The 14,495-nt window shown below is 72.8% G+C and carries 13 protein-coding genes; 5 read left to right on the top strand and 8 right to left on the bottom strand.

Going from position 1 to position 14,495, the window contains the following annotated elements; all coding sequences use genetic code 11:
* Positions 1 to 66 precede the first annotated feature (66 nt).
* Positions 67 to 561, top strand: coding sequence for a DUF6314 family protein (locus tag ACFYXC_RS26250; protein WP_389554282.1), 495 nt, complete (start codon positions 67 to 69; stop codon positions 559 to 561).
* A gap of 34 nt (positions 562 to 595) precedes the next feature.
* Here the strand turns inward: ACFYXC_RS26250 and ACFYXC_RS26245 are convergent, their stop codons facing one another.
* Together ACFYXC_RS26245 and ACFYXC_RS26240 are read right to left on the bottom strand one after the other, a co-directional pair.
* Positions 596 to 1,180 carry a histidine phosphatase family protein gene (locus ACFYXC_RS26245; RefSeq protein WP_388913612.1) on the bottom strand — a complete coding sequence of 195 codons (585 nt, stop codon included), beginning with the start codon at positions 1,178 to 1,180 and terminating at the stop codon, positions 596 to 598.
* Positions 1,181 to 1,268: 88 nt separating this feature from the next.
* Entirely contained in the window at positions 1,269 to 2,717 is a 1,449-nt protein-coding gene (locus tag ACFYXC_RS26240) for a PLP-dependent aminotransferase family protein (protein ID WP_389554281.1), read from the bottom strand.
* On the opposite strand from ACFYXC_RS26240, the gene ACFYXC_RS26235 reads away from it, so the two are divergent.
* Together ACFYXC_RS26235 and ACFYXC_RS26230 are read left to right on the top strand one after the other, a co-directional pair.
* The gene (locus tag ACFYXC_RS26235; protein ID WP_389554280.1) at positions 2,716 to 3,693 is read left to right on the top strand and encodes a DMT family transporter; all 978 of its coding nucleotides are present in this window, start codon (positions 2,716 to 2,718) and stop codon (positions 3,691 to 3,693) included. The two genes, ACFYXC_RS26240 and ACFYXC_RS26235, sit on opposite strands and share 2 nt — an antisense overlap.
* Positions 3,694 to 3,786: 93 nt before the next feature.
* Complete coding sequence (locus tag ACFYXC_RS26230) at positions 3,787 to 3,984, top strand: DUF1918 domain-containing protein (RefSeq protein ID WP_388913621.1); 198 nt, start codon at positions 3,787 to 3,789, stop codon at positions 3,982 to 3,984.
* 1 nt (position 3,985) lies between these two features.
* On the opposite strand, the gene ACFYXC_RS26225 is transcribed toward ACFYXC_RS26230, so the two are convergent.
* Positions 3,986 to 5,257 carry a glycoside hydrolase family 10 protein gene (locus ACFYXC_RS26225; protein ID WP_389554279.1) on the bottom strand — a complete coding sequence of 424 codons (1,272 nt, stop codon included), beginning with the start codon at positions 5,255 to 5,257 and terminating at the stop codon, positions 3,986 to 3,988.
* A 180-nt stretch (positions 5,258 to 5,437) separates the two neighbouring features.
* On the opposite strand from ACFYXC_RS26225, the gene ACFYXC_RS26220 reads away from it, so the two are divergent.
* Together ACFYXC_RS26220 and ACFYXC_RS26215 are read left to right on the top strand one after the other, a co-directional pair.
* The gene (locus tag ACFYXC_RS26220; protein ID WP_388913627.1) at positions 5,438 to 6,298 is read left to right on the top strand and encodes a 3-hydroxybutyryl-CoA dehydrogenase; all 861 of its coding nucleotides are present in this window, start codon (positions 5,438 to 5,440) and stop codon (positions 6,296 to 6,298) included.
* A 262-nt stretch (positions 6,299 to 6,560) separates the two neighbouring features.
* Positions 6,561 to 6,818, top strand: coding sequence for a hypothetical protein (locus ACFYXC_RS26215; protein WP_388913630.1), 258 nt, complete (start codon positions 6,561 to 6,563; stop codon positions 6,816 to 6,818).
* Between the two features lie 22 nt (positions 6,819 to 6,840).
* Here the strand turns inward: ACFYXC_RS26215 and ACFYXC_RS26210 are convergent, their stop codons facing one another.
* From ACFYXC_RS26210 to pheS, 5 genes are all read right to left on the bottom strand, one after another.
* Entirely contained in the window at positions 6,841 to 7,386 is a 546-nt protein-coding gene (locus ACFYXC_RS26210; protein ID WP_388913632.1) for an NUDIX hydrolase, read from the bottom strand.
* Positions 7,387 to 7,618: 232 nt separating this feature from the next.
* A complete protein-coding gene (locus ACFYXC_RS26205) occupies positions 7,619 to 8,959 on the bottom strand; it encodes a transcriptional regulator (RefSeq protein WP_388913634.1) in 1,341 nt (446 codons plus the stop codon).
* A gap of 285 nt (positions 8,960 to 9,244) precedes the next feature.
* Positions 9,245 to 10,381 (bottom strand): PP2C family protein-serine/threonine phosphatase, encoded by a 1,137-nt coding sequence (locus ACFYXC_RS26200; RefSeq protein WP_389554278.1) that lies wholly within the window; start codon positions 10,379 to 10,381, stop codon positions 9,245 to 9,247.
* A 382-nt stretch (positions 10,382 to 10,763) separates the two neighbouring features.
* Positions 10,764 to 13,265 (bottom strand): phenylalanine--tRNA ligase subunit beta, encoded by a 2,502-nt coding sequence (pheT, locus tag ACFYXC_RS26195; RefSeq protein ID WP_389554277.1) that lies wholly within the window; start codon positions 13,263 to 13,265, stop codon positions 10,764 to 10,766.
* Positions 13,265 to 14,419, bottom strand: coding sequence for a phenylalanine--tRNA ligase subunit alpha (gene pheS, locus ACFYXC_RS26190; protein WP_389554276.1), 1,155 nt, complete (start codon positions 14,417 to 14,419; stop codon positions 13,265 to 13,267). Before pheS ends, pheT begins: the two co-directional genes overlap by 1 nt.
* Between the last annotated feature and the right edge of the window lie 76 nt (positions 14,420 to 14,495).

The following is a 14,495-nucleotide window of genomic DNA, read 5'->3' as shown; positions in this document are numbered from 1 at the left end:
GTTCGAGATATCGCACGCTGATCAGTACGTCGAACGGCAAGATAGGGAGGAGGCAGAAGCGCGTCAATGGGCTGGACAGGAGAGGCCGCGGTGACGGAGGGGATGGCCGGATTGCGGCCGGTGGAGGATGTCCTGGCCTATCTCGCGGGGCGCTGGCGCGTGCGGCGCTCGGTACGGGACCTCGCGAGCGGGGACACCGGGACCTTCAGCGGGACGACGATGTTCGAGCGGCTGGAGGGCGACGGCCGCGGCCCCTCGGACGGGCTGCTCCACCACGAGTCCGGCACCTTCGAGTGGCGGGGCGTGGCCCGGCCCGCCGAGCGCACCCTGCGGTTCCTGCCGGGCGACGGCCCCGGACGGGCCGACGTCCGGTTCGCCGACGGCCGCCCCTTCCACGACCTGGACCTGACCTCCGGGCGGTACGTCGCCGACCATCCGTGCGCGGCGGACGTCTACCGGGGCGAGTTCACCGTGTACTCCTCGGACCGCTGGCGGACGGTGTGGCGGGTCGGCGGCCCCGCCAAGGACCTGCTCCTCACGACGGACTACACGCGCACCTGACCGCGGTGGTCACCTGACCGCGGTGGTCACGGGCCTAGATCCACTCGTACCGGGCGTCGAACCGCAGGTTCCAGCGGCCGCCCCAGCCGATGAGGGTGGCCGTCGACAGCGGACGGACGTCGAAGTTCCAGTACGTCGAGGGGTGCGACCGCAGGGCGTGGACCAGGGCGGCGCGTACCACCGCGGGTTCCGCCACGGCGACGATCCGGCCGCCGTCGTCGGCGGGGCGGGTGTCGAGCCAGCCGCCCACGCGCCGGATGAACTCCGCCAGCGGCTCCCCGCCGTGGGCCGCGGAGTACGGGTCGGCGAGCCAGGCGTCCACGGCCTCGGGCTCACGGGCCATCGCCTCGCCGAGGGTCAGACCCCGCCAGCGGCCCATGTCGCAGTCCCGCAGAGCCGGCTGGACCAGCGGCGCGAGCCCCAGTCCGTCACCGGTGGCCCGGCTGCGCGGCGTGGGCGAGCAGTACCGCAGCTCGGCCGCCGCCAGCGGGACCAGGGCGTGGGCGACGCGCTGCACCTCGCCCCAGCCCGCCTGGTCGAGCGGCCGGTCGTCGTCGAAGCGCTCGGCGAGCAACGAAGAACCACGGGCGGCGGCGACCAGCGTGACCCGAACATGCATGCGGCGATCGTGGGCGCCGGAGCTGCGCAGGTCAAGAGCCGATCGGCAGCGCTCACCGAATACTCACGGGACGGTCCGGCCGGGACGGTCAGGATGCCGTGGCCGCACCGGTTTCGACGCATGCCGTACGCAGTCTGCGTACCCCCTCGGTGATCTCCGCGGTGCCCGCGACCGCCGCGAAGCTGAGCCGCAGGTGCGCCGCCGGTGGCTCCGCGCTGAAGTAGGGGCGGCCCGGGGTGACGGCCACACCCGCACGCAGGGCGGCGGAGAGGAGGGCCGGCTCGTCCGTGCCGTCGGGCAGGCGCACCCACAGCTGATAGCCGCCGGAGGGGACGTGGGACAGGGCCAGTTCGGGCAGGCTCAGCCGCAGCGCGGCGGCCATCGCCTCACGCCGGCCGCGCAGTTCGGCGGAGAGGGCGCGCAGATGACGCGGCCAGGCGGGCGAGCCCACGAGTTCCAGGGCGGCCTCCTGGAGCGGCCGCGGCACGAAGAAGGTGTCGACGACCTGGATCGCCCGCAGCCGTTCCAGGACGGGCCCGCGGGCGGCCAGCGCGCTCACCCGGAAGCTCGGCGAGGTCGCCTTGGTCAGCGAGCAGACGTGCACGACGACTCCGTCGGGGTCCTCGGCGAGCAGCGGCCGCGGCAGCGGTCCCGCGTCCTCGTGCACGAGCTTGCGTACGAAGTCGTCCTCGACGACGAACGCGCCCGCCTCCCGGGCGATCCGCAGCACCTCGCCCCGGCGCTCCGGGGCCAGCACCGCGCCGGTCGGGTTCTGGAACAGCGGCTGGCAGACGAAGACCCGGGCCCCGGTGGCCCGGAAGGCGTCGGCGAGCAGCGCCGGGCGCACCCCGTCCCGGTCCACGGGCACGGGCACGGGCCGCAGTCCGGCCGCGCGGGCGATCGCCAGCATGCCGGGGTACGTGGGCGACTCGACGAGGACCGGGGCGCCGGGCGGGGCGAGGGCGCGCAGCGCGGTGGTCAGCCCGGACTGACCGCCGGCCGTGATCAGTACCTCGGCGGCGGTGATGGCGCCGCCGATGCCCCGCGCGAACCACTCGCGCAGCTCGGGGAGTCCGTCCATCGGCGGGCGGCCCCAGGCGCCCGGTCGGCGGCCCGCGCGGGAGAGCGCCGCGGCCATGGCCCGTTCCGGCTGGAGCGAGGGGTGCAGATAGCCGCCGTTGAACTCGATGACGCCCGGCGGCGGGGCGGCCAGCGAGACGAGTACGCCCGAGGCGTCCACCGTGCGGGGGACGAGTTCGGACGCGGCGTCCGCGCTGAGCGCGACCTCCTGCCAGGAGGTGTCGCCGACGGCGGGCCCGGCGTCGCGCGGCCCGGCCCGGAAGGCGCCCGCCCCGGGCCGGGTGACCACCAGCCCCTCGGCGGAGAGCTGGGCCAGCGCCCGGGACACGGTCACCGGGCTCACCCGGAACCGCTCGACGAGCGCCCGGCTGGACGGCAGCTTTCCACCCGGAGAGTAGCGGTCAAGCTCGTCCCGCAGCCTGCCGGCCAGATCACCCACACTGGTACGCTCATGCATGAGAGCAGAGAATAGCGCTACTGCGCGTACGTCGATAGCGGTGCCCGCCAGGGTGACCTCGCCGCGAGATGGGTCCCTAAGGCGGCTGCCGGCCCTCGGCGAGGGCTTCGCCCAGCCGGGCCCCCGGGGCGGGACCCTGCTCGCCGCGCTCGGCGTCGTCGCCTTCTCCCTCACCTTTCCCGCCACCGCGTGGGGCCTGGAGGGCTTCGGCCCCTGGTCCCTGGTGGCGGTCCGCAGCGTCCTGGCCGCGGTCGTCGCGGGCGGCTGTCTGCTGGCCCTGCGCGTGCCGCCCCCCGGCCGGCGGCACTGGACGGGACTCGCCGTCGTCGCCGCCGGAGTGGTGCTCGGCTTCCCGATGCTCACCACCCTCGCCCTGGAGACGTCGACCACCGCGCACGCCGCGGTCGTCGTCGGACTGCTGCCCCTGACGACCGCCCTGTTCTCGGCCCTGCGCGTCGGCACCCGCCCCTCCCGCACCTTCTGGGTGGCGGCGTGCGCGGGCGCCGCCGTGGTGATCGCGTTCACCGTGCAGCAGAGCGGCGGCGCCCTGAGCAGCGCGGACGCCTACCTCTTCGGAGCGCTGCTGGTGTGTGCGGCGGGCTACACGGAGGGCGGCCGGCTGGCCCGGGTGATGCCGGGCTGGCAGGTCATCGGCTGGGCGCTGGTCCTGTGTCTGCCGCTCACCGTGCCCGTGGCCGCCCTCGCCCTGTCGTACGAGCCCGTGGAGCTGACCGCGCACAGTGTGACCGGACTGCTGTGGGTCGCGGTCGGCTCGCAGTTCGCCGGCCTGGTCGTCTGGTACCGCGGCATGGCCGCCATCGGCATCCCGAAGGCCAGCCAGCTGCAGCTGGCGCAACCGCTGCTCACCCTGGTGTGGTCGGTGCTGCTGCTGGGCGAGCGGCTGACCGTGGCGGCCCCGCTGACGGCCGCCGCCGTACTCGTCTGCATCACCGTCACCCAACGGGCCCGGAGCTGACCGGCGGGGACGGACCGGTCCCAACGCACGCCACCCGCCGTAGACTTGTCGTCACGAATCGCTACTCCCGTGCGGAACGAGGAGGCCCTACCGATGCAGGCAACCGTAGGCGACCATCTGCTGGTGCACGGCAGGGTCGTCGGGCAGCACGACCGGGTCGCGGAAGTCATCGAGGTGCTCGGACAGCGGGGAAGCCCTCCCTACCGGGTCCGCTTCGAGGACGGCCACGAGACCCTGATGTCGCCCGGACCCGACTGTGTGGTCCAGCACCGTCAGGACGGCCCCCGATAGGTCAGCGGGCGGACTCCGCCGGCTGCTGGTAGTGGTCGGCGACCACCCTCGCCATGGCCCCGATCCGGTCGGCGGCCACTTCCTTGGCCGAGAAGAACACATGCCCGAGCACCTCCGGATGGTTCTTGGCGAGGGTGAGGTGCTTCGACAGCTCCGCCGGGTCCTGCCAGGCCGCGGGCTGCGCCGGGTCGCCGGCCTTGTAGAGCGCCTCGCCCACGTACAGACCGGTGCCGCTGCCGCTCGCGACCGCGGCCCACCAGGGGACGAGCTTGGCGTAGTCGGCGGCGGCGAAGCCGATGTTCCAGTACAGCTGCGGGCAGATGTAGTCGATCCAGTTCTCCCGGACCCACTTGCGGGTGTCCGCGTGCAGGTCGTCGTACGTCTGGACGCCACCCCGGGTGTCCGAGCCCAGCGGGTCGGTCGCCGCGTTGCGCCACACCCCGAAGGGGCTGATCCCGAACTTCGCGCCGGGCCGGACCTGCTTGATGCGGGCGGCCGTCTCCCGCACCAGCCGGTCGATGTTGTCGCGCCGCCACGCCGCCCGGTCGGGGAACTGCCCGCCGTGCGCGGCGTACGCGGCGTCGTCGTCGAACGCCTGCCCCGCGACCGGGTACGGGTAGAAGTAGTCGTCCCAGTGCACGGCGTCGACGGCGTACTTCTGCACCGCGTCGAGCATCGCGTCCTGGACGAACGCGCGGACGTCGGGCAGCCCGGGGTTGTAGTAGAGCTTCCCGCCGTAGGGCACGATCCAGTCGGGATGGGTGCGGGCCGGGTGCGAGGCGACGAGCCTCGACGGGTCGGTGTGGTTGGCGACGCGGTACGGGTTGAACCAGGCGTGCAGTTCCAGCCCGCGCGCGTGCGCCTCCTCCACGGCGGTGCCGAGCGGGTCCCAGCCGGGGTCCTTGCCCTGCGTCCCCGTCAGGTACTGCGCCCAGGGTTCGTGGGGCGAGGGCCACAGGGCGTCGGCCGTGGGCCGCACCTGGAAGATCACGGCGTTCAGCCGGCGCTCCACCGCCGTGTCGAGGTGGGCGAGCAGTTCGGCGCGCTGCCGGTCCGCGGTCAGGCCGGGCTTCGAGGGCCAGTCGCGGTTCGCCACGGTCGCCAGCCACATACCGCGCAGCGCGCCGGCGGGCGCCCGGCGCCGGCCGGGGCCGCTCCCCCTCGCGGCACCGCCTCCGCCGCCCGTGGACGTCTGCGCCGCCACCGCCAGTCCCGCCGTGACGAGTCCCGACAGTCCGGCCGCCGCGGCCGCCGCGAATCCCCGTCGTGACATACGCCCCATGTCACACACCCTTCACTCAGTGGGTCCGCCCGGTCACGGACCGTTCACCCCGCACAGCATGCCCGACCCGGCCCGTCGATCGGGGACAGATCCGGAGTAACGTGCGTGGCGCGGCGGAGCCGGCCACCGGACACCCGCCCGCCCCGTGACAGTGAGAGTGAAAGGGACGATGTGACCGACATCGAACGCGTCGGAGTGGTGGGCTGCGGCCAGATGGGAGCGGGCATCGCCGAGGTGTGCGCCCGCGCCGGTCTGGATGTGAAGGTCGCCGAGACCACTGGTGAGGCGTTGGAGATTGGCCGGACCCGGCTCTACAACTCGCTCTCCAAGGCCGCCGAGCGCGGCAAGATCTCCGAGGAGGAGCGGGACGCCACGCAGGAGCGGCTCTCCTTCACGACCGATCTCGGCGAGTTCTCCGACCGCGACCTGGTGATCGAGGCGGTCGTCGAGAACGAGCAGGTGAAGACGGAGATCTTCCAGGTGCTCGACCAGGTGGTGCTCCGGCAGGACGCGATCCTCGCCTCGAACACCTCCTCCATCCCGCTGGTCAAGCTCGCCGTCGCCACCTCCCGCCCCGACCAGGTCATCGGCATCCACTTCTTCAACCCGGCGCCGGTGCAGAAGCTCGTCGAGCTGATCCCGGCCCTCACCACGTCCGAGGGCACCATCAGCCGGGCGCAGTCCCTGGTCGAGAAGATCCTCGGCAAGCACGCGATCCGCGCGCAGGACCGGTCGGGCTTCGTGGTCAACGCGCTGCTGATCCCGTACCTCCTCTCCGCGATCCGGATGTTCGAGTCCGGCATGGCGAGCCGCGAGGACATCGACAACGGCATGGAGCTCGGGTGCGCCCACCCGATGGGGCCGCTCAAGCTGTCCGACCTGATCGGGCTCGACACGGTCGCGTCGGTCGCGTACTCGATGTACGAGGAGTACAAGGAGCCGCTGTACGCCGCTCCGCCGCTGCTCCAGCGGATGGTCGACGCGGGCCGGCTGGGACGGAAGTCGGGGTCGGGCTTCTACACGTACGCGTAGGCTTCGCCGTTCTTCGCGCGGCGTCCGGTGGTGCGCCGGCCGCGGCCGCGTCGTGACCGGTCGCGCGGTTCCCCCCGCGCCCCTGACAGGGCACTTCCGTACGGGCCCGGCTCTCTTTCGAGGGCCGGGCCCGCCGCGTTCACACGACGTGTGCGGCGCGGGCCCGCATATGCCCCTCGCACACGCTCCCCACGCCACCACCAGCGGGGTTGACTTTGCGTGTGCATGAAAGGGATGTACGACTACGGAAAGGAGCGGACACGTGACCGCCGACCCCGAGCGTCCCGTGGTCCATGGAGAAGTCGCGGAGTTACGCCGTCGCCTCGACGTGGCGCATGCCACCGTCGAGGGCGGGATGACTCTGCTCAGTCATCGCGCCGAACAGACCGCCAAGGAGCTCAATGACCTGAGCACTCGGGTCATCGCTCTCGAACACACCCGCTGGCCGCTGCGCGCGGTCGCGGTCGTCACGGCAGTGGGCGCGCTGGCCGTGGCGGTCTGGCAGGCTCTGGGCCGTTAGGCCCATGGACGCGGTGGGGGGATCAGGGCAAGGCGTCCTGCCCGAGCCTCAGATGATGCATGAGGAGCAGCGCGGCTGCCATGTTGGCGGCCGGGACCTCACCGCGGGCGACCATGTCGGGGACGAGCTTGAGATGAACCCATTCCCGACGGTCCGACTCGAAGTCGTCCACGGGATGCCCGATGTAGGCGCCCTGGTCGGCCCAGTAGACGTGGTGCCGGGCGTCGGTGAGCCCGTTCGAGGGCTCGACGCTCATCAGATGGCGCAGGGGTCCCGGCCGCCAGCCGGTCTCTTCCTCCAGTTCGCGGGCCGCCGCGACGGCGATGTCCTCGCCGTCCTCGACGACGCCCGCGGGAAGCTCCCATCCCCAGCTGTCGGTGATGAAGCGGTGCCTCCACAGGAGGAGCACCTCGTTCGCCTCGTTCACGACAGTGGCCACGGCGACGGGCCGCAGCCTGATCAGGAAGTGGTCGAGATGCCGGCCGTCCGGTAACGCGACATCCGCGAGATTGACGCTGAACCAGCGGTTTGCGTACACAATTTGTTCGTTCTGTTTCGTCCACTGCACTTTTCTGCCACCTTCCGCCGAGTAGATGGCAATATCGCAGCAGGAGCGTCCGCTCAGCAGGAGCACGGCGGACCGCTCGCGGCGCACACGCAGCGCGGCGGTAGGCGCGGGTCACCCGCCCCGGAGGGCTCGCGGACCCCCGGAAGCGGTCGGGACGGCGTCGCGCGAGGCACTCCGGCCCTTCGCCCGGGAGTTCCCCACGCGCTCGTTCTTTCCTGCGGCCGGTCAGGTCCTAGAGCGGTACGCGCAGCGCTCCGTCGATGAGTTCGGCGGCCTCGGAGGTGCCCGCGCACCCGCTCGCCACCAGGTGTTCGCGCACCGCCCGCAGTCTGTCGCGCAGCCGCTGGGACTCCATCCCCCGCGCCCGTTCCGCCATCTCGACCGCGGAGACCACCGCTCTGTCCGCGTTCCCCTGACGCAGTTCGATATGGCTGAGCATGGCGAGCCGGTGCACCCTGCCCCGGTCGTGCGCCGGGTTGTCCACGGCCGCCGCCGCGTGCTCCCGCGCGGCGGCCAGGTCACCGAGGCTCAACAGCGCCTCCGCCACCTGCACGTTGACCAGGCCCGGCTGGACATAGCCGGTCTCGTCCGGTTCGTGTCCCCGCCGGATGCGGTCGGCGGCCTGCTCGGCACGCCGGATGCAGGACAGCGCGCTGCTGCCGTCGCCGAGGTGCGCGTACGCCTTGGCCTGCATCGCGGAGAGGTCCGACGCGAGCGCCGGAGTGATGTGGCGCCCCGCGGCGCGCAGCGCGGCCTCGGCGAAGGCCACGGCCTGCCGGTGCTCCCGCATGAACAGCGCCTGGTTGACCAGCAGCGCGATGACATAGGCGCCGAGTCCCCGGTCCCCGCTGGCCTTCGCGAGTCTGAGCGCCTGGTGGAAGTAACGCTGGGCGAGCCCGTGCGCGTCGGAGTCGTACGCGCAGATGCCGGCGATGGCCACCAGGCCGCCGGTGGCGCGGTGGAGCTGACGGCCGGTGGCGTCGGTGTAGCTGCCCCTGAGGAGCGGAGCGGTCTCGGAGTTGAGGAAACCGACGATGCGGGTACGGGTCGCGATGCCCCCCGCCTTGCGGTACATCTGCTCGTAGTGGGCACGGGCCGCGCGCAGCATCTCGATGTCGGACATGCGGACGCGCTGCCGGCCGCCGCGTGAGACGTCCACGTCCTCCGGCGGGTTCTCCCACTCCCACACGGGCATCACGGCGGGTGTGCCGGTGACCGCGGGGGCGCCCAGGATGTGCGGACGCTGCTGTTCGTCGGAGCGCCACAGGGCGGTGGCGCGCTCGACGAAGCCGGAGAGCGTCGTGCCGTGCGGGGTGGCCGGCTCACCGGGCACGCCGAGGCCGATGTCGTCGAGCGTGACGGGCCGTTGCAGCCGGGCGGCGAGGACCTCGCAGATCAGGTCGGGCACCTGGCCGCGGGGGCGCTGGCCCTTCAACCACCGTGCCACGGCGGTGTGTTCGTAGCGGAGCGCCAGACCGCGTATCCGTCCCGCCTGGTTCACGTGGGCGGCGAGTCCCGCGTGCGAGATCCCGGCCTCGTCGAGGACCGCGTCGAGCAGAGTGTTGGGCTGCATGCCTGCCATCCGGTGGCTCGGAGCCGACGGTGCTTTCAACCTAGCGCCTCTCCCTTCACACGGGGTGTGAACGGAGTGCCCGGATCCGGGCAGTGCGCGCGCTGTCGCGGAGAGTGGTGGACCGATTGACTGAGATGCCTCGCAAGAGGCCGGCCGGGCCGCCGGCTCCCCCTCGTACAGTGCGGCGACCCGGGCTCACGCCGTCCGCCCAGCCGCCTGCCCGACACTCCGTGGCGGGGCGGACGGCTCCGCCACGGGCGTCCCGCCCTTCAGGACCTGGCGGACCTAGCGGTGCGCCACCGGCTCGGTCTGCGGGATGGGGACCTGTGCCCGGTCGTTGCTCAGGACCAGGAGGGCCACGTCGTCGGCCGGGCGGCCGCCCGCGTGGCGCAGCAGCCGGGTGAAGACCGTGCCCAGTACGGCCTGTGGTGAGGCCGGCCGGGTGCCGGTGGCCTCGGTCAGGGCCGCGGCCAGCGGAAAGAAGCGGCCCGCTCCGTCCCGGGCGTCCTCGACCCCGTCGGTGTGCAGGAACAGCGCCTCCCCGGGCAGCAGACGCCCGCAGTGCACGACGGGCAGTTCGGCGGGGAGGGGGAAGGGCCCGAGCGGAGGCAGCGGCTCACCGAACCCGAGGTGCTCGACGCGTCCTCGTACCTTTGCCGGCTCCTCGTCGGCGCGCAGCAAGTACGGCCAGGGGTGACCGCAGTTCAGGGCGCGCATCCCGCCGTCACGGCCGATCTCCAGCAGCAGCACGGTGACGAACTCCTCGGCGACCGGGCCGTCGTGGCCCGGCGCGGACGAGGAGTGCTCGGCTTTCGCCCGCTCCGCGAGGTGCCGGGCCATGGCCCGTTCCAGTTTCCGCAGGACGCCCGGGAGTTCGGGTTCGTCGTGGACGGCCTCACGGAAACTGCCGAGTACGGCGGCGACGGTCCCGATGGCGGCCAGCCCGTGCCCGCGGACATCGCCCATCACGACCCGGACGCCGTGCTCGGTACCGATGACCTCGTACAGGTCGCCTCCGACACCGGCCCCGCGGTCGGCGGAGAACTGGGCGGCCGCGAGGCTCAGCCCGTCGATGCGCGATGGCAGCGGACGCAGGAGGACGCCCTGGGCGGCTCCCGCGACCCGCCCGATCTGCCGCAGTTCCCGCAGCAGTCCCCGCCTGACGTGCAGCACCAGCCCCGTGCCGACGGCGAAGAAGACGGCGCAGGTGGCGATCCGCGCGCCGAGCCCGTTCTGCTGGGCGAGCGGGCAGGCCAGCTTGTACGTGATCGCCACCGCTCCCCAGGCGGTGGGCAACCCGAGCACGCACAGGCGCCGTACCCGATGCCACCCCCGGTCGAGGCGGCGGGCCTCGGCACGGCCGAGCCGACGGCGGCCCCGGGCCCTGACTCGACGGAGCGACCCAACCTTCGTACGGATCATGCCGACGGCCCCCCTAGGCCCTGTGCAGCGCAGCCACCGGCCGGTTCGGCCGCGTCGATTCTGCCGACCACACACCACCCCCACCCCACCCCACACCCACTTCTCACCCAAATGAGTGAACTGCCCGATTCCCAGGGGGTGGAGAACGGCGCAATCTTTCGCCTTCAGGGGCGCAGGGAACGGCGCGCTCCTTTAGGGGCGCGGGGAACGGCGCAGTCTTTCGTCTTTGGGGGCGCGGGGAACGGCGCAATCTTTTCGCCTCTAGGGGCGCGGGGAACGGCGCAGTCTTTTAGGGGCGCGGGGAACTGCGCGCTCAGCCAGGACCCACCCGCACCCGACCGACAACGCGCAGCCCCCGCCCCCCCCAGGCCGCAGAGGGGGGCTACCCCCGAAGAACGGCCCCCGTCCGCTCCCCCGCAAGCCCCACCGCCGCATCCCGCGCAGCGGACGCCTCATCCACGGTCAACGTCCGGTCGGCCGCCCGGAACCGCAACGCGTAAGCGAGCGACTTCCGCCCCTCACCGAGCTGCTCCCCCTCATACACGTCGAACAGCCGCACGGCCTCCAGCAGTTCACCCGCCCCTTCCCGCAACGCCGCCTCGACCTCGGCCGCCGGCACGTCCCGCCCGACGACCAGCGCGACATCCTGCGTGGCGACGGGGAACGTGGAGATCCGCGGAGCGGCGAGCGCCCCGGCCCCCGCCCGCTCCAGCAGATCGAGCTCGATCTCCATGGCACAGCTGCGCTCGGGCAGGTGCAGCGCCTTGATGACCCGCGGGTGCAGCTCACCGGCGTGCCCGACGAGCGTCTCCTCGCCGTCCACCACGACGTACAGCGCGGCGCACCGCCCCGGGTGCCAGGGAGCGTGCCGGTCCCCGCGCACGGTCAGTTCGACCCCGGCCTCGCGGGCGACGGTACGGGCGGCCTCGACGGCGTCCGCCCAGTCGGCCGGACGGCCCCTGCCCCACCAGCCGGCCTGCTCGCGGGCGCCCGCGAGGACGACGGCGGCGCGGCGCGGCTGACGCGGCAGCGCGGCGTCGATCCCGGCGATCTCCTCGGCGGTGGGCCGCCGGTCGACGGACAGCCGCGCGGCCTTCCCCTCCTCACCGGTCGGCCGGAAGACCAGGCCGGTCTCGAAGAGCGCCAGGTCGTGCGAGCCGCGCCCGTCGTTGCGCCGCAGCGCGCCGAGGAGCCCCGGCAGCAGCGTCGTGCGCATGGCGGGCTCTTCGTCGGAGAGCGGGTTGACCAGCGTGACCACCGTGCGGCGCGGGTCGTCCGCCTCCAGGCCCAGCTGGTCCAGCACCTCGGTGCCGATGAACGGGTAGTTCAGCGCCTCCACGTACCCGGCGCCGGCCAGCGCGCGGCCGACCCGGCGGTGCAGCCGCTGCCGGTCGGTGAGGCCGAGCCCCGCGGGCGGCTCGGGCAGCGTCGAGGGCAGGTTCTCGTACCCCTCAAGACGGATGACCTCTTCGGCCAGGTCGTTCGGGTCGGTGAGGTCGGGGCGCCACGACGGGACCGTGACGATCAGCTCGTCCTGGCCGTAGACGTCGCAGCCGACCTCCTGGAGACGGCGTACGACGGTCTCGCGGCCGTAGTCGACACCCGCGACCCTGTCCGGGTGGTTCGCCGGGATGGTGATGGTGTGCGGTGCGGACGGTGAGCTGATCTGCGTGACACCGGCGTCGGCGGTACCGCCCGCGAGAAGCACCAGCAGGTCGACCGTGCGCTGGGCGGCGGCGGCCGCGGCCTCCGGGTCGACGCCCCGCTCGAAGCGCTTGGACGCCTCGGAGGCCAGCTTGTGCCGGCGGGCCGCGCGGGCGATGGAGACCGGGTCGAAGTGCGCGGCCTCGACGACGACCTCGGTGGTGGTGCCCTCGGTGTCGTCGATCTCGGTGTCGGCGCCGCCCATGACGCCGGCCAGGCCGATGGGCCCGCGGTCGTCGGTGATCACCAGGTCCTCGGCGTCCAGCGTGCGCTTGGCGCCGTCGAGAGTGGTGAGCTGCTCGCCCGGCTCGGCCCGGCGCACACCGATCGTGCCCTGGATCCGGGAGCGGTCGTACGCGTGCAGGGGCTGCCCCAGCTCCAGCATCACGTAGTTGGTGATGTCGACGGCCAGCGAGATCGGGCGCATGCCGGCCTTCTGCAGGCGGCGCCGCAGCCAGATCGGGGAGCGGGCCTCGGGCGACAGCCCGGTGACGGTGCGCGCGGTGAAGCGGTCGCAGCCCAGCGGGTCGGCGATCCGCACCGGGTGCCCGAACGCGTTCGGGCCCGGCACGTCGAGCAGCGCCGGGTCGCGCAGCGGCAGCCCGTACGCGGTGGCGGTCTCGCGGGCGACGCCGCGCATCGACAGGGCGTAGCCGCGGTCGGGCGTGACGGCGATGTCGAGGACCTCGTCGACGAGTTCCAGCAGCTCGATCGCGTCCGTGCCCACCTCGTGCTCGGGCGGCAGCACGATGATGCCCCCGGAGCCGTCGTCGCCCATGCCCAGCTCGTCGCCGGAGCAGATCATGCCGTGCGAGGTCTTGCCGTACGTCTTGCGGGCGGCGATCGCGAAGTCACCGGGCAGCACGGCGCCGGGCAGCACCACGACGACCTTGTCGCCGACGGCGAAGTTGCGGGCGCCGCAGACGATCTCCTGCGGCTCGCCGGTCCCGTTGGCCTGACCGACGTCGACGGTGCAGAAGCGGATGGGCTTCTTGAAGCCCTCCAGCTCCTCGATGGTCAGCACCCGGCCGACGACGAGCGGCCCCTTGAGGTCGGCGCCGAGCTGCTCGACCCGCTCGACCTCCAGGCCGGCGGAGACGAGCCTGGCCTGCACGTCGCGGCCGGTCTCGGTGGCGGGGAGGTCGACGTACTCCCGCAGCCAGGAAAGCGGGACCCGCATCAGATCTCCATCCCGAACGGCCGGGTGAACCGGACGTCACCCTCGACCATGTCTCGCATGTCTTCGACGTTGTGGCGGAACATCAGCATCCGCTCGATGCCGAACCCGAAGGCGAATCCGCTGTACTTCTCGGGGTCCACTCCGCAGGCGGTGAGCACCCGGGGGTTGACCATGCCGCAGCCGCCGAGCTCGATCCAGCCCTCGCTGGAGCAGGTGCGGCAGGGGCGGTCGGGGTTGCCGACGGACTCGCCCCGGCAGACGTAACAGAGCATGTCCATCTCGGCGGACGGCTCGGTGAACGGGAAGAAGTTCGGCCGCAGCCGGGTCTTCATGCCGTCGCCGAAGAGCGAGCGGACCATGTGGTCCAGGGTGCCCTTCAGGTCGGCCATGGTCAGGCCCTCGTCGATGGCGAGGAGCTCGATCTGGTGGAAGACCGGGGTGTGCGTGGCGTCCAGCTCGTCCGTGCGGTACACGCGGCCGGGGCACACGATGTAGACGGGCGGCTCGCGGTCGAGCATGGCGCGGGCCTGCACCGGCGAGGTGTGCGTGCGCAGCACCACGCCGGACTCGCCGTCGGTGTCCCGGGCGCCGGAGCCACCGGCCGCCGCGCCCTTCGCACCCCGTACGAAGAAGGTGTCCTGCATCTGCCGGGCCGGGTGGTCCGGGCCGAAGTTCAGGGCGTCGAAGTTGAACCACTCCGCCTCGACCTCGGGGCCCTCGGCGATCTCGTACCCCATGGACACGAAGACGTCCGCGACCCGCTCCATCATGGTGGTCAGCGGGTGCCGGGCGCCGGCCGGTACACGGTCGTACGGCAGCGTGACGTCCACGGCCTCCTCGACCAGCACCCGGGCGTCCCGCTCGGCCTCCAGTTCGGTCTGACGGCCGGCGAGGGCCTTGTTCACCGCGCCGCGGGCCTGGCCGACGAGCTTGCCGGCGGCGGCCTTGGCGTGCGGCGGCAGGGCGCCGATCTCGCGGTTGGCGAGGGCCAGCGGCGAGGCGCCGCCGGTGTGGGCGACCTTGGCCTCCTGGAGCGTGTCGAGGTCACCGGCGGCGGCGAAGGCGGCGAGCGCCTCGTCCCGCATGCGCTCGATCTCTTCCGGTTTCAGTGCCTCGACCTCAACAGGGTCGTACGACTTGTTCGGTGCCGACATCTCTTCCCGTGCTTCCGATTGGTTGGCCAACGGTCCCCGTCGCGACCGGCGGGACGCCCTGTCCCGAATGAGGGGA

The sequence above is a fragment of the Streptomyces sp. NPDC002701 genome, assembly GCF_042889045.1.
Classification (GTDB): Bacteria; Actinomycetota; Actinomycetes; order Streptomycetales; family Streptomycetaceae; genus Streptomyces.
The sequence above is the reverse complement of the archived record's forward strand: the minus strand, read 5'-3'. Positions and strand labels throughout refer to the sequence as shown.

Coding starts and splice junctions, on each gene's coding strand:
- ACFYXC_RS26250 (WP_389554282.1), top strand. CDS start 67: ATGGGCTGGACAGGAGAGGCCGCGGTGACGGAGGGGATGGCCGGATTG.
- ACFYXC_RS26245 (WP_388913612.1), bottom strand. CDS start 1,180: ATGCATGTTCGGGTCACGCTGGTCGCCGCCGCCCGTGGTTCTTCGTTG.
- ACFYXC_RS26235 (WP_389554280.1), top strand. CDS start 2,716: ATGAGAGCAGAGAATAGCGCTACTGCGCGTACGTCGATAGCGGTGCCC.
- ACFYXC_RS26240 (WP_389554281.1), bottom strand. CDS start 2,717: ATGCATGAGCGTACCAGTGTGGGTGATCTGGCCGGCAGGCTGCGGGAC.
- ACFYXC_RS26230 (WP_388913621.1), top strand. CDS start 3,787: ATGCAGGCAACCGTAGGCGACCATCTGCTGGTGCACGGCAGGGTCGTC.
- ACFYXC_RS26225 (WP_389554279.1), bottom strand. CDS start 5,257: ATGTCACGACGGGGATTCGCGGCGGCCGCGGCGGCCGGACTGTCGGGA.
- ACFYXC_RS26205 (WP_388913634.1), bottom strand. CDS start 8,959: ATGCAGCCCAACACTCTGCTCGACGCGGTCCTCGACGAGGCCGGGATC.
- ACFYXC_RS26200 (WP_389554278.1), bottom strand. CDS start 10,381: ATGATCCGTACGAAGGTTGGGTCGCTCCGTCGAGTCAGGGCCCGGGGC.
- pheT (WP_389554277.1), bottom strand. CDS start 13,265: ATGCGGGTCCCGCTTTCCTGGCTGCGGGAGTACGTCGACCTCCCCGCC.
- pheS (WP_389554276.1), bottom strand. CDS start 14,419: ATGTCGGCACCGAACAAGTCGTACGACCCTGTTGAGGTCGAGGCACTG.